Origin of the sequence: Halomonas huangheensis (genome assembly GCF_001431725.1) — a bacterium.
In the GTDB taxonomy this organism is placed as follows: Bacteria; Pseudomonadota; Gammaproteobacteria; order Pseudomonadales; family Halomonadaceae; genus Halomonas; species Halomonas huangheensis.
Genome location: NZ_CP013106.1, coordinates 1,232,917 through 1,250,596, shown reverse-complemented (window position 1 = coordinate 1,250,596; position 17,680 = coordinate 1,232,917). Strand labels below are relative to the sequence as shown.

Annotated in this window: 18 protein-coding genes; 10 read left to right on the top strand and 8 right to left on the bottom strand. The window is 58.8% G+C overall.

Annotation, left to right across the window (positions count from 1 at the left end; all coding sequences use genetic code 11):
* The first annotated feature begins 52 nt into the window (after positions 1 to 52).
* Positions 53 to 514 (top strand): flavodoxin family protein, encoded by a 462-nt coding sequence (locus tag AR456_RS05680; protein WP_021820399.1) that lies wholly within the window; start codon positions 53 to 55, stop codon positions 512 to 514.
* A 127-nt stretch (positions 515 to 641) separates the two neighbouring features.
* On the opposite strand, the gene fadA is transcribed toward AR456_RS05680, so the two are convergent.
* A complete protein-coding gene (gene fadA, locus AR456_RS05675; RefSeq protein WP_021820398.1) occupies positions 642 to 1,820 on the bottom strand; it encodes an acetyl-CoA C-acyltransferase FadA in 1,179 nt (392 codons plus the stop codon).
* 23 nt (positions 1,821 to 1,843) lie between these two features.
* Positions 1,844 to 3,997 (bottom strand): fatty acid oxidation complex subunit alpha FadB, encoded by a 2,154-nt coding sequence (fadB, locus tag AR456_RS05670; RefSeq protein ID WP_031208584.1) that lies wholly within the window; start codon positions 3,995 to 3,997, stop codon positions 1,844 to 1,846.
* A gap of 287 nt (positions 3,998 to 4,284) precedes the next feature.
* On the opposite strand from fadB, the gene AR456_RS05665 reads away from it, so the two are divergent.
* Both AR456_RS05665 and slyA read left to right on the top strand, forming a co-directional pair.
* Complete coding sequence (locus AR456_RS05665; RefSeq protein WP_335337927.1) at positions 4,285 to 5,742, top strand: DUF5924 family protein; 1,458 nt, start codon at positions 4,285 to 4,287, stop codon at positions 5,740 to 5,742.
* Positions 5,743 to 5,931: 189 nt separating this feature from the next.
* Positions 5,932 to 6,384 (top strand): transcriptional regulator SlyA, encoded by a 453-nt coding sequence (slyA, locus tag AR456_RS05660; RefSeq protein WP_021820395.1) that lies wholly within the window; start codon positions 5,932 to 5,934, stop codon positions 6,382 to 6,384.
* A gap of 57 nt (positions 6,385 to 6,441) precedes the next feature.
* Here the strand turns inward: slyA and AR456_RS05655 are convergent, their stop codons facing one another.
* Complete coding sequence (locus AR456_RS05655) at positions 6,442 to 6,966, bottom strand: hypothetical protein (RefSeq protein ID WP_021820394.1); 525 nt, start codon at positions 6,964 to 6,966, stop codon at positions 6,442 to 6,444.
* A 109-nt stretch (positions 6,967 to 7,075) separates the two neighbouring features.
* Between AR456_RS05655 and AR456_RS05650 the strand changes: the two genes are divergently transcribed.
* The gene (locus AR456_RS05650) at positions 7,076 to 7,522 is read left to right on the top strand and encodes a universal stress protein (protein WP_021820393.1); all 447 of its coding nucleotides are present in this window, start codon (positions 7,076 to 7,078) and stop codon (positions 7,520 to 7,522) included.
* Between the two features lie 62 nt (positions 7,523 to 7,584).
* On the opposite strand, the gene AR456_RS05645 is transcribed toward AR456_RS05650, so the two are convergent.
* The gene (locus tag AR456_RS05645) at positions 7,585 to 9,522 is read right to left on the bottom strand and encodes an ATP-binding cassette domain-containing protein (protein WP_021820392.1); all 1,938 of its coding nucleotides are present in this window, start codon (positions 9,520 to 9,522) and stop codon (positions 7,585 to 7,587) included.
* A gap of 215 nt (positions 9,523 to 9,737) precedes the next feature.
* On the opposite strand from AR456_RS05645, the gene AR456_RS05640 reads away from it, so the two are divergent.
* Both AR456_RS05640 and AR456_RS05635 read left to right on the top strand, forming a co-directional pair.
* Positions 9,738 to 10,619: a TatD family hydrolase gene (locus AR456_RS05640; protein WP_021820391.1), complete on the top strand. Its 882-nt coding sequence runs from the start codon at positions 9,738 to 9,740 to the stop codon at positions 10,617 to 10,619.
* Positions 10,620 to 10,673: 54 nt separating this feature from the next.
* Positions 10,674 to 11,153: a hypothetical protein gene (locus tag AR456_RS05635; RefSeq protein ID WP_021820390.1), complete on the top strand. Its 480-nt coding sequence runs from the start codon at positions 10,674 to 10,676 to the stop codon at positions 11,151 to 11,153.
* A 73-nt stretch (positions 11,154 to 11,226) separates the two neighbouring features.
* Here AR456_RS05635 and AR456_RS05630 read toward each other — a convergent pair whose 3' ends face one another.
* A complete protein-coding gene (locus AR456_RS05630; RefSeq protein ID WP_236995544.1) occupies positions 11,227 to 11,853 on the bottom strand; it encodes an elongation factor P hydroxylase in 627 nt (208 codons plus the stop codon).
* A gap of 279 nt (positions 11,854 to 12,132) precedes the next feature.
* On the opposite strand from AR456_RS05630, the gene AR456_RS05625 reads away from it, so the two are divergent.
* The 3 genes from AR456_RS05625 (at position 12,133) to AR456_RS05615 (ending at position 15,404) form a co-directional block, all read left to right on the top strand.
* Entirely contained in the window at positions 12,133 to 13,578 is a 1,446-nt protein-coding gene (locus AR456_RS05625; RefSeq protein ID WP_021820388.1) for an MATE family efflux transporter, read from the top strand.
* Positions 13,575 to 14,573 (top strand): DUF3080 family protein, encoded by a 999-nt coding sequence (locus tag AR456_RS05620; RefSeq protein ID WP_031208577.1) that lies wholly within the window; start codon positions 13,575 to 13,577, stop codon positions 14,571 to 14,573. Before AR456_RS05625 ends, AR456_RS05620 begins: the two co-directional genes overlap by 4 nt.
* A gap of 120 nt (positions 14,574 to 14,693) precedes the next feature.
* Positions 14,694 to 15,404, top strand: a complete 711-nt coding sequence (locus AR456_RS05615; RefSeq protein WP_021820386.1) for a hypothetical protein — start codon at positions 14,694 to 14,696, stop codon at positions 15,402 to 15,404.
* Positions 15,405 to 15,535: 131 nt separating this feature from the next.
* Here the strand turns inward: AR456_RS05615 and tusA are convergent, their stop codons facing one another.
* On the bottom strand, positions 15,536 to 15,790 hold the full coding sequence (tusA, locus tag AR456_RS05610) for a sulfurtransferase TusA (protein WP_031208575.1): 255 nt from the start codon (positions 15,788 to 15,790) through the stop codon (positions 15,536 to 15,538).
* 21 nt (positions 15,791 to 15,811) lie between these two features.
* Here tusA and AR456_RS05605 point away from each other — a divergent pair, with 21 nt between their 5' ends.
* Positions 15,812 to 16,099 (top strand): antibiotic biosynthesis monooxygenase family protein, encoded by a 288-nt coding sequence (locus tag AR456_RS05605; protein WP_031208574.1) that lies wholly within the window; start codon positions 15,812 to 15,814, stop codon positions 16,097 to 16,099.
* 78 nt (positions 16,100 to 16,177) lie between these two features.
* Here the strand turns inward: AR456_RS05605 and rlmM are convergent, their stop codons facing one another.
* Positions 16,178 to 17,239 (bottom strand): 23S rRNA (cytidine(2498)-2'-O)-methyltransferase RlmM, encoded by a 1,062-nt coding sequence (rlmM, locus tag AR456_RS05600; protein ID WP_021820383.1) that lies wholly within the window; start codon positions 17,237 to 17,239, stop codon positions 16,178 to 16,180.
* Complete coding sequence (locus tag AR456_RS05595; protein WP_021820382.1) at positions 17,226 to 17,672, bottom strand: DUF2721 domain-containing protein; 447 nt, start codon at positions 17,670 to 17,672, stop codon at positions 17,226 to 17,228. Before AR456_RS05595 ends, rlmM begins: the two co-directional genes overlap by 14 nt.
* Positions 17,673 to 17,680 lie beyond the last annotated feature (8 nt).

Here is a 17,680-nt window from a genome sequence, read left to right as displayed (position 1 = left end):
TCCCTTATCTCTGGCATGATGATCGCTACAGGTCCCGATCGCTGAGTGACCCATGAAACGTCTACTGATTGTCGCCCACGCCCCCTCTCCCAACACCCTGCGGCTGCGTGAGGCTGTGTGTCGCGGTGCCGAACATCCAGGCATCGAAGCTGTAGAAGTCAATTGCCACGCCCCTCTCGACTGTGGTCCTCAGCAAGTGCGCGAGGCTGATGCCATTGTGCTCGGCACCACAGAAAACCTCGGTTACATGAGCGGTGCCTTGAAAGACTTCTTCGACCGTAGCTACTACCCGGTACTTGAAGAGACTCAGGGCCTGCCCTGTGCGCTGTATATCCGCGCCGGGCACGACGGAACCGGCACTCAACGCGCGGTGGAGAGCATCGTCAAGGGATTACGCTGGCGTTGGGTGCAGGAACCACTGATTCTGCGAGGAAAGTGGCAGGATGCCTTTGAGCAACAGGTCGAAGAGTTGGGCATGGCCATGGCAGCAGGACTCGACAGCGGCATCCTGTAAAGATGAACGTGCCGTGTTACCACTGCTCATGATGACAACGATGGACATGAAGTCGATAGACATGAAAAAGGGCCATGGCTGCCTATCGCCATGACCCTTCTTCTTCATCGTGCTTTTCCGCAAGGCATCAGTTGAGGCGTTCAAACACCGTGGCAACGCCCTGGCCCATGCCGATACACATGGTGGCAAGACCCAGGCGGGTATCCTGCTGCTTCATGACATTCAGCAAGGTGGTGCAGATACGTGCACCAGAGCAACCCAGCGGATGCCCAAGGGCGATCGCACCGCCATGCAGGTTGACCTTGTCTTCCATACTGTCACGCAGACCGAGCTCCTTGAGTACCGGCAGAGCCTGAGCCGCAAAAGCTTCATTCAATTCGACAGTATCGATGTCAGTGATGGTCAGGCCAGCGGCCTTGAGCGCCTTCTGCGATGCCGGCACCGGGCCATAACCCATGATCGAGGCGTCACACCCGGAAACTCCCGTGGACAGCACTCGCGCCAGCGGTTCAAGGCCCAGCGCCTGAGCTTGCTCGTAGCTCATGACCGCCATGGCACTGGCGCCTACCGACAGCGCCGAGGAGGTGCCCGCCGTCACCGTGCCGCTGCGTGGATCAAACACCGGCTTGAGCCCACCCAGCGACTCCAGGGTGGTTTCGGGACGAATCACCTCATCCTGCTTGACCAGAATACGACGCCCTTCACTATCGTGGCCCTCGACACCGATGATTTCATTGTCGAAACCACCGGACTGCAGTGCTTGCCAGGCTCGTTGATGAGAGCGCACGCCAAAGGCGTCCTGATCCTCACGGTTGATACCGTGCAACTTGCCGAGCAGTTCGGCCGTCAACCCCATCATCATCGCCGCCTTGGCAGCATACTTGCTGGCAGCGGGATTGACGTCGACGCCGTGGGTCATGGGCACATGCTCCATGTGCTCGACACCACCAATTACATAGAAATCGCCCATTCCCGCCTTGATATTAGCGGCGGCGATATGCAGCGCGCTCATCGACGAGCCACACAGACGATTGACGGTCTGCGCCGGCACCGAACGTGGCATGCCGGTCATGATCTGGGCATTTCGGGCGATGTTCATCGACTGTTCGAGCGTCTGGTTGACGCAGCCCCAGATCACATCATCGACGGCCGCCGGATCGAGGTTGGGGTTACGCGCAAACAGAGCGTTCATCACCTCGGCGGACAGATTCTCGGCACGCACGTGACGGAAGGCACCATTCTTCGCGCGGGCCATGGCAGTACGAACGCCGTCGACCACCACGATATCTCTCGGATTCAAACTCATGGATATTCTCCTGTGTCGTGGGGTCACTTGGCGTAGAAGGTGTCGCCATTGTTGGCCATCTGGCGCAGTTTTTCGGTCGGCGCATACAGCGGGCCGAGCTCATCGGCCAGACCCTCTGCGACGGCAACGAACTCCGCCAGGCCCATAGCATCGATGTAACGCAGCGCACCACCGCGGAACGGCGGGAAACCAATGCCATAGATCAATGCCATATCTGCCTCGGCCGGGCTGCCGACGATACCATCCTCCAGACAGCGCACGGTTTCCATGCACAGCGGTACCATCATCCGCGCGATAATGTCCTCATCGCTGAACTCACGACTGGCAGTGGTCACCGACTTGACCAGCTCCAACGCCTGCTCATCGACCACCTTCTTCGGCTTGCCCTTGCGATCTTCTTCATAGCCATAGAAGCCTTTGGCGTTCTTCTGGCCAAGACGATCATTCTCGAACATTACCTGGATAGCGGTTTTCTCTTCACGCGCCATGCGATCAGGGAAGCCTTCTGCCATGACCTCATTGGCATGCACGGCCGTATCCATACCGACGACATCGAGTAGATATGCCGGCCCCATCGGCCAACCAAACTTCTCCATGACCTTGTCGACACGCTGAAAATCAGCACCCTGCTCTACCAGCATGCTGAAGCCACCGAAATACGGGAACAACACACGGTTGACGAGGAAGCCCGGACAATCGTTGACTACGATCGGTGTCTTGCCCATGGCGCGGGCATAGGCCACCGTCGCCGCCACAGCGGCATCACTGGTCTTTTCTCCGCGGATGACTTCAACCAGCGGCATGCGGTGCACCGGATTGAAGAAGTGCATGCCGCAGAAATTCTCAGGGCGCTTGAGGTTCTCGGCCAGCCGATTGATCGAGATGGTCGAGGTGTTGGAAGCGAGGATGGTGGTGTCCGAGACCTGAGATTCGACCTCGGTCAGCACGGCATCCTTGACCTTCGGATTCTCAACGACCGCCTCGACGACCAGGTCAACATTACCGAAGTCGCCATAAGATAGTGTCGGACGAATATTGGAGAGCTTCTGCGCCATACCATCGGAAGTCAGCTTGCCACGCTCGAGCTGCTTGCCGAACAGCTTGCGAGCTTCCTTGAGGCCCAACTCGATCGCCTCTTCCTTGATGTCCTTCATCAGGATTGGCGTACCCTTGGACGCGCTCTGGTAGGCAATACCGCCCCCCATGATGCCAGCGCCAAGCACCGCAGTCTGCTTCACTGGCTGAGCCTGCCCGGCGTACTGCGACCCCGCCTTCTTGACCACCTGGTCGTTGAGGAACAGGCCGACCAGGTTGTAGCAGACCTCAGTCTGCGTCAGCTTGGCGAAACTCTTCGACTCTATGGCCTGGGCGCGCTCGCGACCTTCACCGGCGCCCTTCTGGATAACCTTGATCGACTCAATCGGTGCTGGGTAGTGCGGCCCCGCCTTGCCGGCGACATAGCCCTTGGCGGTCTCGAAAGCCATCATCTGCTCGATAGCGTTGAGCTTCAGGGGGCTGGTCTTCTCGCGACGCCGTGCTTCAATATCAAACTCGCCTGCGTTGGCACGCGCCAGAATATCCAGTGCCGCAGCTTCCAGTTGATCGCCCGGCACCACGGCATCCACAGCACCAACCTTGAGACAGGCATCGGCACGGTTTTCCGTACCACCGGCAATCCATTCGATGGCGTTATCCGCACCGATCAAGCGCGGCAGGCGTACACAACCACCCCAACCCGGCAGGATGCCCAGCCTGGTTTCAGGCAAACCAATCTTCGCGGTTTCGCTCATCACTCGGAAGTCGGTACACAGCACAACTTCGCAACCACCGCCCAGTGCCAGACCATTGATTGCAGTGACGGTCGGGAACGGCATGTCCTCGAGACCATTGAATATCCCGTGTACACGTTCGAGCATGGCGGTGATCTCTGCCTCTCCCGCTTCGAACATGCCATGAAACTCGGTGATATCGGCACCGACAATGAAGGCTTCCTTGGCGCTCTTGAGCATCAAACCCTTGAGACCACTTTCAGAACGCACTGCCTCAAGCGCTTCGCCCAACTCCGCGACCACCGCCGCAGATAGCTTGTTCACTGACCCGTCCTTGAGGTCAAAGGTCAGTATGGCGATATCATCGCCATTGCGCGCCACCGTAATGGCATTGCCTTGATAGATCATCCACGAATCTCCGCTCAGGTCTTCGCTGTGGTTGTTGATCCCGAATTCATACGGCCGTTTGATTTGTTCAGCAGCTTGGTCCAAAGCCGGGATCGCGTCAAGCCCTACTTTGTAGCCACACCCGGTAACGCGGGTACCAGCCACAGACCTTCTCCCGCCGATTGGCCATACTGTAACCATCTCCCGACGCAGGATTGACCCACACGGCCTCGATCATCGAACATTCAGCCGCCATTCGCTCGGTGCGCCACTGTCATTGTGGCCGCCTTTTCTCAAGGGTCCACCCCATGTCCGACATGCCAGTCTCATCCTCTTTCCATGGACCGACCCGAATCCAGCGCCTTGTCGAGCGCTGGGTAGCGCGTCTACGGCCCTGGCACTGGGTCTGGCCCCCTATCGCCTTCATCGCCGGTATCGCCAGCTTCTTCCTCGTCCAGCGTCAGCAGTGGCTGGGGGTATTGTTGGCTGTCGGTATGCTCTTGACCTGGTTGCTGCTGCTTTCAGAGAGCCTGATCGGTCGAATGATGGCCAATCGTGGGTATCCAACATTGCCTCGTGGTGTGACAACATTCATCGCACAGATGGTTCACCAGGAAACACTATTCTTCACGCTGCCATTTCTGCTTGCCACCACAGTATGGACCAGTGGCCAGGCGGTGTTCACAGTGGCGATGGTCGTGCTGGCAGTGCTGTCGATACTTGACCCGCTCTACTATCGTCTCGCTGATCAACGGCGCGCGCTCTACCTGATTTTTCACGCTCAGTGCGTCTTCCTGCTGGTATTGGTTACCCTGCCGCTGGTGCTGCACCTTTCGACAGGTCAGAGCCTTCTGCTTGCCTCACTGGCGATGGTGATCGTCAGCCTGCCCAGCCTGCTGCACCTGCTTCGCCCTATGACTCGTCGTCGCTGGCTGGCGTTGATGGCCATACTGCCCGTACTGGCTAGCGCTGCCTGGCTGGGGCGTATCTGGGTACCACCCGCGACTTTATGGCTGTCTGGCAGCGCGCTGTCTCCGCAATTTGATGCCGCTCAGCGCACTCCTCAGGGGAGCCTTACGCTGACTCCGGCAGCCGTGGCCAATCATGGGCTCTATGCCTATACCGCCATTCATGCCCCGCGCGGGTTACGCGAGGAAGTCGTCCACGAATGGCGCCATGATGGAAAATTGGTGGACCGTATTCCTCTCGAGATACAAGGTGGTCGCGGTGAGGGATATCGTGCCTGGACCCGCAAGCAGAACTTTCCCGAGGACAGTGCCGGCCGCTGGCGCATCGATGTGATGACGGCCGGAGGGCAAAGCATCGGTGTGATTCGCTTCCGGGTCAGCGATGACGAATCTCTCGCCACTCTGGCCAATGGCAACATTTCACCACAGATGGGACTGCCTGGCTTGCGTCTACGCTGGCTGACAGCTCGCCCCGAGCAGGGCGATTCAACCAGGCCGCTATCTGAAGATATCATTGAGCAGGTGGAGGAAGTCGTCGAGCAGGCCACTCAAGCTGTTGAGCAACGTCAAGACGACGATGAGGAGACGGCGCCTGCCGAGGATGAGGAGACGGCGCCTGCCGAGGATGAGGAGACGGCGCCTGCCGAGGATGAGGAGACGGCGCCTGCCGAGGATGAGGAGACGGCGCCTGCCGAGGATGAGGAGACGGCGCCTGCCGAGGATGAGGAGACGGCGCCTGCCGAGGATGAGGAGGCGGCGCCTGTCGAGGTTGAGGAGACGACGCCTGCCGGAAGCTGAAACGGAGACTGCAGCGGGAGACAATATTCCTCGAGAAGCCTCACAACATCCTGTAGACGCATAGCCGATAGACGCATGGAAAAAGAGGCCCAAACCCGTTCTGCAAGCACCCATGATTCGCAATAGCTTGCATTACACGCAAAGCGTTCGGACAATTATCGATCTGTTGCCTTTCAATGATGGACGGTCATGAACGAGAACATTGGTTTGCAGCTGGCCCGCGCACCACGTATCTGGCGTGCTGTGCTGGACCAGCGCCTGGCTCCTCTGGGGCTGACTCAGACCCGTTGGGTTACTCTCTACCATCTGTCACATATGCCGGATGGACAACCGCAGTGCGACCTCGCCCGGGCGATTGGCGTCGAGGCCCCTTCGCTGGTGCGGACACTTGACCAACTCTGTGAACAGGGTCTGGTCGAGCGTTGCCCATGTGACCAGGATCGTCGTACCAAGCGCATACACCTGACGCCCAAGGCTGCACCACTGCTGGAGCAGATCGAAACAGTGGTCAGCGAAGCGCGCCAGGATATGCTTGCTGGCATCGATGACAATGACCAACAGAAGCTCAACGAGCTGCTGACACGCATCGAAGCCAACGGTCAATCACTGCTGAATGCGGAGCCCGACACCGACTGCGACTGACAATGCAACATCGGTTCAATGCTACATCGGTGGCAGTTCCTCCCCGGCGTTCTCCGCTCAGGGGGGCGTGTTCGGTACGCCTCCCATCACCCGGTCTGGATTGCCCTGCAACACATCTCGCAACGCCGTGGCTGGCGCAGCCAATTGTGCGAAAGCCTCGGCTTCCAGAGACTCGTCCCACCACACTGTCAATGACTTGTCGTTCGACTGCACCACCACCGCATCTTCCGGCAACTGACTCAACAAGCGTGAAAACAAGGCACTGGCCTGTGGCGTTAACGGTCGTAACGGCTCCACGCGCCAGCGCCAGCCCTGGACGTAAGACTTCAGGGAATGGCTGGCGTGAGTATCACGGACCAGCAGAAAACCCGGCCCGGGGCGCAGGCCCGGATAGAGCCAACGATAGGCTGCCATCTTGTCCCGGTTACCGTGAAGAGGCCCGTCCTCGAGCCTGACACTGACGTCCATTCCCGCCGCCGCCGAGCGAAGCCGAGCGAGCCTACGATCACGTACGCTGGGCCGCAACCACATGGCTGGAGCAAACACCAACCCAACCACTACCAGGATCATTAGCCACAACATGCGGTTTCCTCAGCCAAAATGTTCATGTTCAGCGTTGTCTTGATCACGCGAGCGTCCTAGAGTGGGAGACATCAATTCCGACATCGATCGCCGCTGGAGGCGTCTCCCCATGAGCAACGAATACCGTCATGTGCTGGTTGCCGTAGACCTGACCAAGGATTCGCACCGAATCCTTGAGCGAGCACTACAGATTGCCGACCGCAACCATGCCAAGCTGTCGATCATCCATACACTGGAGCCATTGGGCTTCGCCTATGGCGGAGATATTCCCATGGACCTGACCAGTATTCAGGACCAACTCGATGAACATGCCAAGCAAAGGCTCGCTGAAATCGCCGACAACAATATGTCGCGGGAAAATCAGCACGTTGTCGTCGGCATGCCGGACACCGAGATTCATCGCTTTGCCGACGAGAATGATGTCGACCTGATCGTGGTCGGCTCCCATGGTCGTCATGGCTTTGCTCTGCTGCTGGGCTCAACGTCGACAGGCGTGCTGCATGGTGCTCAGTGCGATGTACTCGCCGTGCGTGTGGGTATGGACAGCGAAGAGTAACTGCCGTCGGAATCGCGCCGAGTGCTCGGCAGCCTCACGTACGAGGCTGCCGAGCGCCCTTCTCATTCTTCCCCGGCGACCATCGCTTCCAGCTCCATCCAGCGCTCCATTGTCTTGTCGAGCGAGTCCTGAGCGGACTGCAGGACGCCCAGACGCTCGTTCACTGCGCCGGAATCCTGCTGATAGAAGGCTGGATCGCCGACCTCCGCTTCCAGCACTGTGATTTCATTCTCAAGCCGCTCGATCTCGGCAGGTAGCGCATCAAGCTCACGCTGCAACTTGTAGGACAGTTTGACTGGTTTCGCCCTGGCAACCGACCTGCCCTGAACCGAAGTGCCCTTGTCCTGCTCGGGAGGCAGCGCTTCAGCAGTGGGTTCTACCCCCTGACGCGCAGCTCCTTCCCAGGGAGCCGGCGGCAACTTGCCCCCCTGGCGCACCCAGTCCGTATAACCACCAACATACTCGCGTACGCAGCCCTGGCCCTCGAAGGCCAGCACGCTGGTAACGACGTTGTCCATGAAGGCCCGGTCGTGGGAAACCAGCAACAAGGTTCCATCGAAGTCCAGCAACAGCTCCTCGAGTAGCTCCAGGGTCTCGACGTCGAGGTCGTTGGTCGGCTCATCCAGTACCAGCACATTGGCGGGCTGAGTAAACAACTTCGCCAGCAGCAATCGATTCGACTCACCACCCGACAGGGCCTTGACCGGCTGACGCACGCGCTCCGGTGAGAACAGGAAGTCCTGCAGATAACTCATCACATGACGGTCGCGCCCCCCGACAGTGATACGGTCACTGCCCTGGGCCACGTTGTCGTAGACGGTCTTTTCCGGCTCTAGCCCTGCACGCAATTGGTCGAAATAGGCCACCTGCAGCTTGGTACCCATGCGCACTTCGCCCTCACTGGGCGCCAGCTCGCCAAGCAGGATCTTGAGCAAGGTGGTCTTGCCCGCCCCATTGCGACCGATAAAGCCGATCCGATCACCACGCTGAACCTCGATGTTCAGATCGCGAATAACGGTGGCATCCTCGAAGTGCTGGGTCACATGAGACAGCTCGACTACGCGCTTGCCGCTGCGTTCGCCACTGTCTACCGACAACGATGCCTTGCCTTGACGCTCACGACGCTGGCTACGCTCCTGCCGTAGCTGTTCCAACGCCCGTACACGCCCCTCGTTGCGAGTGCGCCGCGCCTTGATGCCCTGACGAATCCAGACTTCTTCCTGGGCCAGCTTCTTGTCGAACTCAGCGTTCTCGCGCGCTTCCACTTCAAGCTCGTGCTGCTTCTGGGCCTGATAGGTGGCGTAGTCGCCGGGATAGCGTCCGAGACGACCGCGATCCAGTTCGAGAATGCCGGTGGCCAACCGCGACAGGAAGGCACGGTCGTGGGTGATGAACAGCACCGCCCCGGTAAACGCCAACAACTGTTCCTCCAGCCAGGCGATGGTATCGAGGTCAAGGTGGTTGGTCGGCTCATCGAGCAGCAGCAGATCGGGATCGGCCACCAGTGCACGGGCCAATGCCACACGCCGCCGCCAGCCGCCGGATAGCGAAGACATTTCCGTCTCCGCTGGCAGCCCGAGGCGAGTCAGCACCACATCGATGCGCTGATGGAAAGACCAGCCGTCGATGGCTTCGAGGCGCGTCTGTAGCGTGGCCATGCGGTTCATATCCGGGTCACTGGACTGCACCAGTCGATGGTACTCAGAGAGTAGTTCACCGGCTTCCGGCAGCCCCTGAGCCACCATTTCAAAGATGGTGGTATCAGTCGCATCGGGCAATTCCTGCTCGAGGACACCGATCTTGAGCCCCGGCGCACGCCAGATGTTGCCGCCATCGGGCAGGTTTTCGCCAGAAACCAGACGCAATAGCGTCGATTTACCCGTACCGTTGCGGCCCACCAGTGCCAGCCGCTCACCCCTCTCAAGGCTCAGCTCGGCATGGTCAAGCAGGATATGGTGGCCATAGGCCAGTTGCAGCTGCTCGAGTCGTAGCAGAGTCACTCAATATCTCCTTTGCAATTGCACGCAGTGTACCTCAAGGCAGGGGCGGTCAGGCACTGCCAATCAGAGTTTCGCCTTTCACTTCCAATGGCCTGCACCCGCGCCAAACAGTACAATCCGAACCTGCTGTGGTGTTTCGCAAGATGTCACCACGAAACACCACGCTAGCCATACACACAGCATTGATCCGTTCCAGCCACACCCGGGAGCTCAGATTGTCCAACGCCGTACCTTCGCCCACCGAGCTGCTGCCCGAGGCTTTGCGATTCACTTCGCCAGCGCCTCTCGTCGATATCGGTGCCAACCTGACCCATGAGAGCTTTACTCAGGATCTCGAGCCGACACTTACCCGAGCTCGAGACGCTGGCGTGGAAACCCTGATTATCACTGGCACCGATATAGAGCATGCACGCCAGGCGGTGGCGTTGAGCCGTCAGCATGATGGCCTCTACGCCACCGCGGGAGTGCATCCTCACGATGCCAGCGGCTGGACACCGCAAGTGGCAGCGGCCATGGCTGAATTGTATCGAGACCCACTGGTGGTAGCAGTTGGCGAGTGCGGACTCGATTTCAACCGCAACTTTTCCACTCCACAGCAGCAGGAACATGCTTTCGAAGCTCAACTGGCACTGGCCGCCGACAATGGGCTACCGCTGTTCGTTCACGAGCGTGATGCCGGAGCGCGTATGAGCAGCATCCTGCGCGCCTGGCGGGACGATGTCCGTCAGGTCGTCGTGCACTGCTTCACCGCAGACCGCGAGACGTTGCACCGCTATCTGGATCTCGACCTGCATATCGGCCTGACTGGTTGGATCTGCGACGAACGTCGAGGCCACCACCTGCGAGAGTTGGTAGCTGACATTCCGGGCAACCGATTGATGGTCGAGACCGATTGCCCGTATTTGCTACCACGCAATCTTCCGGCCAAGCTCAAGGGACGTCGCCATGAGCCAGCATTGTTACCGTGGATTGTTCGCGAGATCGCTCACTGGCGCGATGAAAGCGAAGCTCAGCTCGCCGCCAGCAGTAGCGCTACAGCACGCGAATTCTTTGCTCTCGACACTGACAGGTCCCAGCCCGGGGGAGGTTCGGATTGATGTCGCTCACCGCCCGCGCAGCCACGAATAACCATTTCCCCAGGGAGTCCTGACATGGACGACATTCCAGCTTTCATTGCCGTGGAAACCGGCGAAGACGGTGGCCTTCCACTCTCCATTGCCTGGAGTCTGCCAGACGGCACCATCAAGCAAACGCTGATCCAGCCAGATGATAACTGGCTGGATGATGAAACCATCTCACTAGGTGACTATAGCCTTGAAGAACTGGCCAGCATGGGCGTCAGTCCGCTGGACGTGATTCGTGAACTGGAGAACGATCACTTCAACGCGACCATGCACACCGCAGGAGTCTTTGACGACGAAGCGGCCCTTTCCAGACTGTTCGATACCTATGGCCTCGATCCCTTTGTCGAGCTGGCGCCAGCAGATACCTTGTATCCCGACCTGATGTCCGGTGAGTGGTCGCGTGCGCGCAATGAAACCTTCGGTGAGCTGGGACTCGAGCCAATGCGGCCGGAACAGGAAGTCGAAGTCATGCTGCATCTGCATCAACGCCTGACGAATTCAGACTGATTCGGACTTCAACAGCTACTCACCTTCAGCAGGTACGCGCTTCGGCAAATACCGAATGCAGCAGATACCTTCCTCAAGCGGGCTGGGGCACTTCCCGGCTCGCCATCGGCATCCCCACCACAAGATGCCCACGCCCTATCGTCAGCGCGTCACTCAATGACAGCCGTTGCTGGTAAAAGGCTCGCAACGTCAGCTCAAGAGCCGCAGCCCGCAACGGTAGTCCATCACTCAGATAGCGCATTGCGCGCTCTGCGACCCGAGCTTCAAAGACTTCACGGTCGACGTCCACCTCGCCGAGGTTATCTACACTGACGTTGAAGCGAATCCCACAGGCCCTGCTGAACAACAGTTCCAGGGCCTGTGGCGCGATCTCAACCTTCTCGAAAGCATGCTGCTGCTCTGCATCGCGGCCATCCGGAATATACCAGTACCCATAATCCTCCAGTAAGCGGCGCCGCTCACCGGCGATGCACCAGTGGCTGATCTCATGCAACGCACTGGTATAGAAGCCACGGGCGAAGATCACCTGGTGCCAGTCACAACCGTTACCGGCCGGTACATACAATGGCTCATCACCACCGCGTACCAGGCGGGTGTTGAAGGTCTCGGCAAAGAGTCCGTCAAACAGGGCAATGATGTCCTGCAACTGGTATTCGGTGCTCTGGGGAGTGCTTTCCGGATCAGGATATGACATGGGCATGATTTGTTGCATCAGTCGTTGCATCGAAAAAAGCGGGGCTGTCCGTTCGCTCGCAAACAGCCGCCACAGTGTACACCAGCCGACCAGATCATGATGCCTGGCCAGGGTCCGGGACCCAGGGGCCGTCAGTACCGAAATGAAGTGCACTCCACTGGCGCATCTGGCTGCGCCAAACTTGTGCAACATTGATACACTTCAATCAGCCTTTTTCAGCACGACCGATTGAGGTTACTTCCTGCGGGCAAGACGCCCGTCCGACTCTGCATGGAGCATATCGCAGTGCGTGTTCTACCCACGGACCTTCTGTCCACCAGCCGCCGCGAAAGCGGGCCGCTGATCCGCCTGGCCCTTCCCATCTGCGGCGCGCAATTGGCCCAGGCAGGCATGAGTGTCGTCGATATCATGATGACCGGACGCCATAGCGCGACCGACCTTGCTGCGGTATCCGTAGGAGCCAGCCTATGGATGCCATTGATGCTGTTCATGACCGGAACATTGATGGGTCTGACGCCGATCGTGGCGCATCTGCTGGGCGGTAACCGTCGTCAACAGATTCGTCCCAATGTTCACCAGGCACTGTGGATCGGGGTCGTCATGGGAGTAATCTCAGCCATCCTGCTATGGTTCTGCGTTGCCCCTGTATTCCGTTGGATGGAGGTTCCGGAAGCAGTCGCTCAGCAAGCCCAGGCCTATGTGGGCGCGGTTGCCTTTGGCATGCCCGGCGTGGCGATATTCCTCAGCCTTCGGGCCTTCTCGGATGGGGTCAACCATACTCGACCGGCGCTGTGGATCAGCCTGATCGGATTAGCCGTCAACATTCCCAGCAACTACCTACTGATCAATGGCGGCGAAGCCGTGGTGACACTGTTCGGCTCAGCTACCCCAGCCTTGATCGCAGACATCCCGGCGCTGGGCGCCTGGGGTTGTGGTATTGCCACCGCACTGGCGATGTGGGTCATGAGTCTAGCCATGATGCTCTATACCCAACGCAGCCGGGCCTACGGCGATATAGAACTATGGCAATCACCAAGTCTCCCGGACATGGCGGTGATCCGTGAGCTACTGTTTGTCGGGGTACCGATCGGTGTGGCTATCTTTGTCGAGGTCACGTTATTTACCGTCATCGCGCTGTTTATCGCCAGCCTGGGCGAGATCGTGGTTTCCGCACACCAGGTGGCACTGAACTACACCTCGCTGCTGTTCATGCTGCCATTGTCGCTGGGCATGGCACTCACCGTACGCGTCGGAAATACCCTTGGCCGTGGTGACGCCCACCTCGCCCGACTGGTGGCCTGGAACGGCATTCTGATCGCCTTTGGCGTCGCTGTGCTGAACAGCGTCGTACTGTGGTTTACCGCCAGTTCGGTGATCGCGCTCTATACCCACAACCTCGAGGTGCAGGCACTGACTCTCAGTCTGATCGGTCTGGCAATGCTCTACCAGGTATCCGATTCTCTGCAGGTCGCCATGGCTGGTGCGCTGCGCGGTTACAAGGACACCCGAGTGATCATGCTGATCACCCTGCTCGCCTATTGGCTGGTGGGCCTGGGTGGCGGTCATCTACTCGGTGACTATGGCCTCGGCTCCTGGTTGGCACCGATGGGCGTACACGGCTACTGGATCGGCCTGGTAGCAGGTTTGACAGTGGCCGCTGTACTGCTCGGTGAACGCCTGCGCCGCCGCAGCCGACGCATGATCGTCAAGATGCATCAAAGCGAGGCATGAGACGACGGGCTTACCTCGTGCTGTTGTTGGCCGGCTGGCTTACTGCTTGCAGTGACAGCGAGTCGGCCAGCGAGCTCGCTGGCTGGCAGGAGACACTTGGTAAAGCTCTGAACCAGCCGGCCCCCAAGCCCCGCCAACCGGGAAATATCGGCGACTTCCCACAGCCCCGCGCGTTGTTGCAGGAAACTGCAGATGTTCGCGAAGGCATGCTGAACATCTATGCCCTGCGCCGCTGCGGCATCATCAACCTGATTGCCCAACGCAACAACCAGCTTGGCCGAGTCGCACCACCCAGTCAGCGCTGGATCTACGAACTGACCCTATGGCGGCAACTGGACAGCTGTCTGACCAGCGACCTCAGCAACGATCTCGCCGAAGAAGACCTGCAGCGCCTGCAACGGCTCACCGCACTCAAGACCCACGAACTGCCGATCGTCAGCTACAACACGCTGGTGGGCTCCGAGGAGTGGACAGGTAGTTTCTCTCGAGCCAGTTCGCCCCTTGACCCCAGCGACTTCTCGGCAGTCACCATACAATTGCCAGCCCTGCGCTATCTACTCAACGCTGTCACCCACCAGTTCGACCACCAATGGCAGCCCGACTCGGCGCAACTTGAGCAGCATCTGAAACAGCTCCGAGCACGCCCCCTGAGTGCACAACTGATGCGCACTCTCATGCTGGCAACAACACGCCTAGATGAAGGCAGTGCTTTGCTCTCTCAAGCACTGGAAACCACCACAGACTGTTCAACACAATCGAGCGCCACGCTGCCTGTCCCACCCAGGTGGCTCGATGATCTGGAGCGCCAGTCACTGCGCTGGTTCACCACCATGGATGAACTGCTGGACGCCCATATTGCGGCCTCTACCGCGCTTCAGCAATATCGTCGTACATGGCTCTCGATTGAAGCTCCTGAGGCTCCCCTACCTCATTTCCAGCGGGCCTACCAACATCACAAGCGGCTGCTCCACACTTTTCACCAACGCTGCAACTGACACCGGGGCTTACGTTGCATCATCAGTCTGTGCTATTGATGAAGGTAGTGACGCCGAGCGCGACACTCGACCAGCTGGTCGAGAGGTGAGCCGTACACACGCAGCCGCTGGAGGGACATCATGGGAATCCCACTGTCACCCCGCTCCGCCAGAGTCATTGATCTTGAGTCCATGCGCCAACGCCAGCAGGCGCGTCGCCGGTTCGTGCGGCTGTCGCCGGAGCTGGACTCGCTGGAGATGGTCTATTGCCTGGCATCCGATCCAGACACTCTATACGGCATGCCGATTCTGGCCTGGGGACTACGCGAGAATGGCGATATCGTCGGTCTGGTTCCGTGGATGGAGTCGCTGACTCCTTGCGAGCAACTCAATGACCCGGATTACGGACATTTTGTTGGTTACCGCGATCCGGAAACCGAAGAGCTGCTGGACGGGCCTCCCGAGCACAAGGAAATGGAGTTGCATCACGCAGCGGCCTACTTCGAGTACGAAGATACCGCAGAGACCACACTGATCCAGACACTTCCCGAGCACCAGGGTACGCATGCCCTGTGCCTGGATGAAGAACAGTCCCCCTGGCAGCTCAAGCAGATCTTCGGTTGGCGCCTCTACAGTGATGGCAACATCGAGGCACTGCTGGCCGATGAAGAGCAGATCCAGTCAGTACCTGTCGTGGCCACTGATCCTTGTCTCTACCCCGGTCATAGCCGTCATCGTGTGGTGTATTTCTTCCAGCGTCAGATCGCCAACCTCATACGCAATGAGGACGCGGCCACACTGGAAGCTCTGGCGATGATGGTAATGCCTGATTCATCCCCTGAAACGAGTTGATCCCTTCACAGCGACAGAGCTGTCACGCGCAAGGCATGCCAGGCCATACTGAAGTGTGGAAGTGGCAAAGAGTGGCGGGGCTTCCAGCGCCTCGCCACTCTTCGTCGGATGGGTCCATCGATCCAGCCCTATCAACCAAGGCGAATAAAATACAGGTGGGTGCCATCCGCTTCAGACTGGTGATTCAACAGTTCGTGGCCAAGAAACTGGCAGAACTTGGGAACATCACGCGTCGTCGCCGGGTCAGTGGCAACTACCATCAAAACCTGACCGGATGTCATATCGCGAACCGCGTTATGCATCAGCATGATCGGTTCAGGACAGAACAGTCCGGACGTATCCAGTTCCCTGTCGCTGGCAGGCAGCGTATCGGCAGAATCCACCATCAGTACCTCGGAGTTGAAGCAATGATAAAAATCATCATCGAGCGACGCATCATGCCTGGTCTGGAAGAAGAGTACGAGCAGGCTGCTCGAGAAGCCATGCGCCAATCATTGGGGGCCAATGGCTTCTTCGGCGGAGAAAGTCTTGTTGAGCAGCATCACTCGGATCGTCGCCTGATGATTACCAAATGGCGCGATCTGCGCGCCTGGAAGGAATGGTACAACAGTGACGCGCGATTGCACGCCATGCAACGCGTTCAGCCACTGCTGACAGAAGAGGAAAAGGTCACCATCTACGAACCGGCCTACTGATCATCAGGGTCAGGCACTACGGCTCGGAAAGTAAAAAACCTCACCGGACAGCGGCACGTTCTCAGTCAAGCGAACGCTTTAGTCAAGCCGTACATGGACCGTCACTTCTTCCCGGTCATGGTAGAGGTGACGACAACGTATCTCCGCCCTCACTCCCGCGTCAGTGAGTCGCTCGCTCAGGCCATCGAGACACCAGGCGACCTCCTCCCAGCGTTTCTTCATCGGCAACTTGAGGTTGAATACCGCCTCACGACACCAACGTTGTACCAGCCAACGTTCGACCATCGACACCACTCGCGCTGGTTTGTCGACGATATCGCAGACCAGCCAATCGAGCCGAGTCGGTGGCTCCCAGACAAAGCCATCCTCACGCAGATGCTCAACCATTCCAGAGGACATCAACGTGCTGTCCATGGGACCATTATCGATGGCATAGACGTTCATCCCCTGATGGACGAGCTGCCAGGTCCAGCCGCCGGGAGCCGCGCCAAGGTCCGCAGCCTGCATGCCTTCGGCAATGCGTTCCTGCCACTGATCACGGGGAACAAACTCATGCCAGGCTTCCTCGAGCTTGAGTGTCGAGCGACTCGGCGCGCCAGGCGGGAAACGCAAGCGGCGGATACCGCCCGGAAACTCGCTGCGATTGCCCGGAAAGCTCATCCCTAACTGGACCTGATCGCCATCACGCCATACCAGGTGCAGGCGTCGACCACCGGCCTTGCGGCGCAGCGCCCCGCGCTTCTTCAGGTGACTGGCCAACGGACGCTCCAGCGCCTTCATCAAGCCCGACAGCGCCTTGGCTTCGTTGGTATCCGGTGTTTCCTGCCAGATTTCCTCGAAGCTCCAGCCGCTGACCTTTACCTGATCGATGATCGGCGACAGACGATCTTCACGTGACAATTGCAATGGCGGAAGGGCCACGAGGGTCTGGCGTGCAAACACCAGATCCTTGAGTCCAAGCTGTCGATGCAGTTCATTGGCGGGTCGATCACTGTCGAGAATCACCCGTACCAACCCCTCGCTTACCCAAGGCTCGACGTGGGCAACCTCGCCCAGCGCCTCGATACGATCCTGCAACTCTGCCGTCAGATCCGGCTCAAAGCCCGGACGACATAACATCAACAATTCATTCGGCTGCATGATGGTCCTCTACAGCAAGGCGTTTCGAGCGCTGCTGGCCTCGCGCATACCCTTCAAGGTCCTGCAATTGAACATTGAGTGCATTGGTCGAGATCAACACTTCCCACAGAGAGAAAACCAGTGAAATCGACAATGACACCAGGCTGATACCAAACAACACCAGGCCTACCCAATTGAGCGAAATGAACAGGGCAAACATCGACACGGTACACAACAGGAAGCTGAAGACCCCCGCCACCTGCATGCGCTTGGTCAGCGATATACGCCGACGCAGCAGCATGATCTGGCGCAGCCGCGCTTCTTTACTCAAGCTGGACTCGGCTTCCGCCAACTTGCGAATCAGCGATGCCAGCGTCAGGAAGCGATTGGTATAGGCCAGCAGCAATAGCGAGATGGCTGGAAACAACAATGCAGGAGTAGTAACACTCACCATATAGCGCT

Coding starts and splice junctions, on each gene's coding strand:
- AR456_RS05595 (WP_021820382.1), bottom strand. CDS start 17,672: ATGGTGAGTGTTACTACTCCTGCATTGTTGTTTCCAGCCATCTCGCTA.
- fadA (WP_021820398.1), bottom strand. CDS start 1,820: ATGAGTTTGAATCCGAGAGATATCGTGGTGGTCGACGGCGTTCGTACT.
- AR456_RS05605 (WP_031208574.1), top strand. CDS start 15,812: ATGATAAAAATCATCATCGAGCGACGCATCATGCCTGGTCTGGAAGAA.
- AR456_RS05665 (WP_335337927.1), top strand. CDS start 4,285: ATGTCCGACATGCCAGTCTCATCCTCTTTCCATGGACCGACCCGAATC.
- tusA (WP_031208575.1), bottom strand. CDS start 15,790: ATGGTGGATTCTGCCGATACGCTGCCTGCCAGCGACAGGGAACTGGAT.
- rlmM (WP_021820383.1), bottom strand. CDS start 17,239: ATGCAGCCGAATGAATTGTTGATGTTATGTCGTCCGGGCTTTGAGCCG.
- AR456_RS05630 (WP_236995544.1), bottom strand. CDS start 11,853: ATGCCCATGTCATATCCTGATCCGGAAAGCACTCCCCAGAGCACCGAA.
- fadB (WP_031208584.1), bottom strand. CDS start 3,997: ATGATCTATCAAGGCAATGCCATTACGGTGGCGCGCAATGGCGATGAT.
- AR456_RS05680 (WP_021820399.1), top strand. CDS start 53: ATGAAACGTCTACTGATTGTCGCCCACGCCCCCTCTCCCAACACCCTG.
- AR456_RS05635 (WP_021820390.1), top strand. CDS start 10,674: ATGGACGACATTCCAGCTTTCATTGCCGTGGAAACCGGCGAAGACGGT.
- AR456_RS05655 (WP_021820394.1), bottom strand. CDS start 6,966: ATGTTGTGGCTAATGATCCTGGTAGTGGTTGGGTTGGTGTTTGCTCCA.
- AR456_RS05620 (WP_031208577.1), top strand. CDS start 13,575: ATGAGACGACGGGCTTACCTCGTGCTGTTGTTGGCCGGCTGGCTTACT.
- AR456_RS05615 (WP_021820386.1), top strand. CDS start 14,694: ATGGGAATCCCACTGTCACCCCGCTCCGCCAGAGTCATTGATCTTGAG.
- slyA (WP_021820395.1), top strand. CDS start 5,932: ATGAACGAGAACATTGGTTTGCAGCTGGCCCGCGCACCACGTATCTGG.
- AR456_RS05650 (WP_021820393.1), top strand. CDS start 7,076: ATGAGCAACGAATACCGTCATGTGCTGGTTGCCGTAGACCTGACCAAG.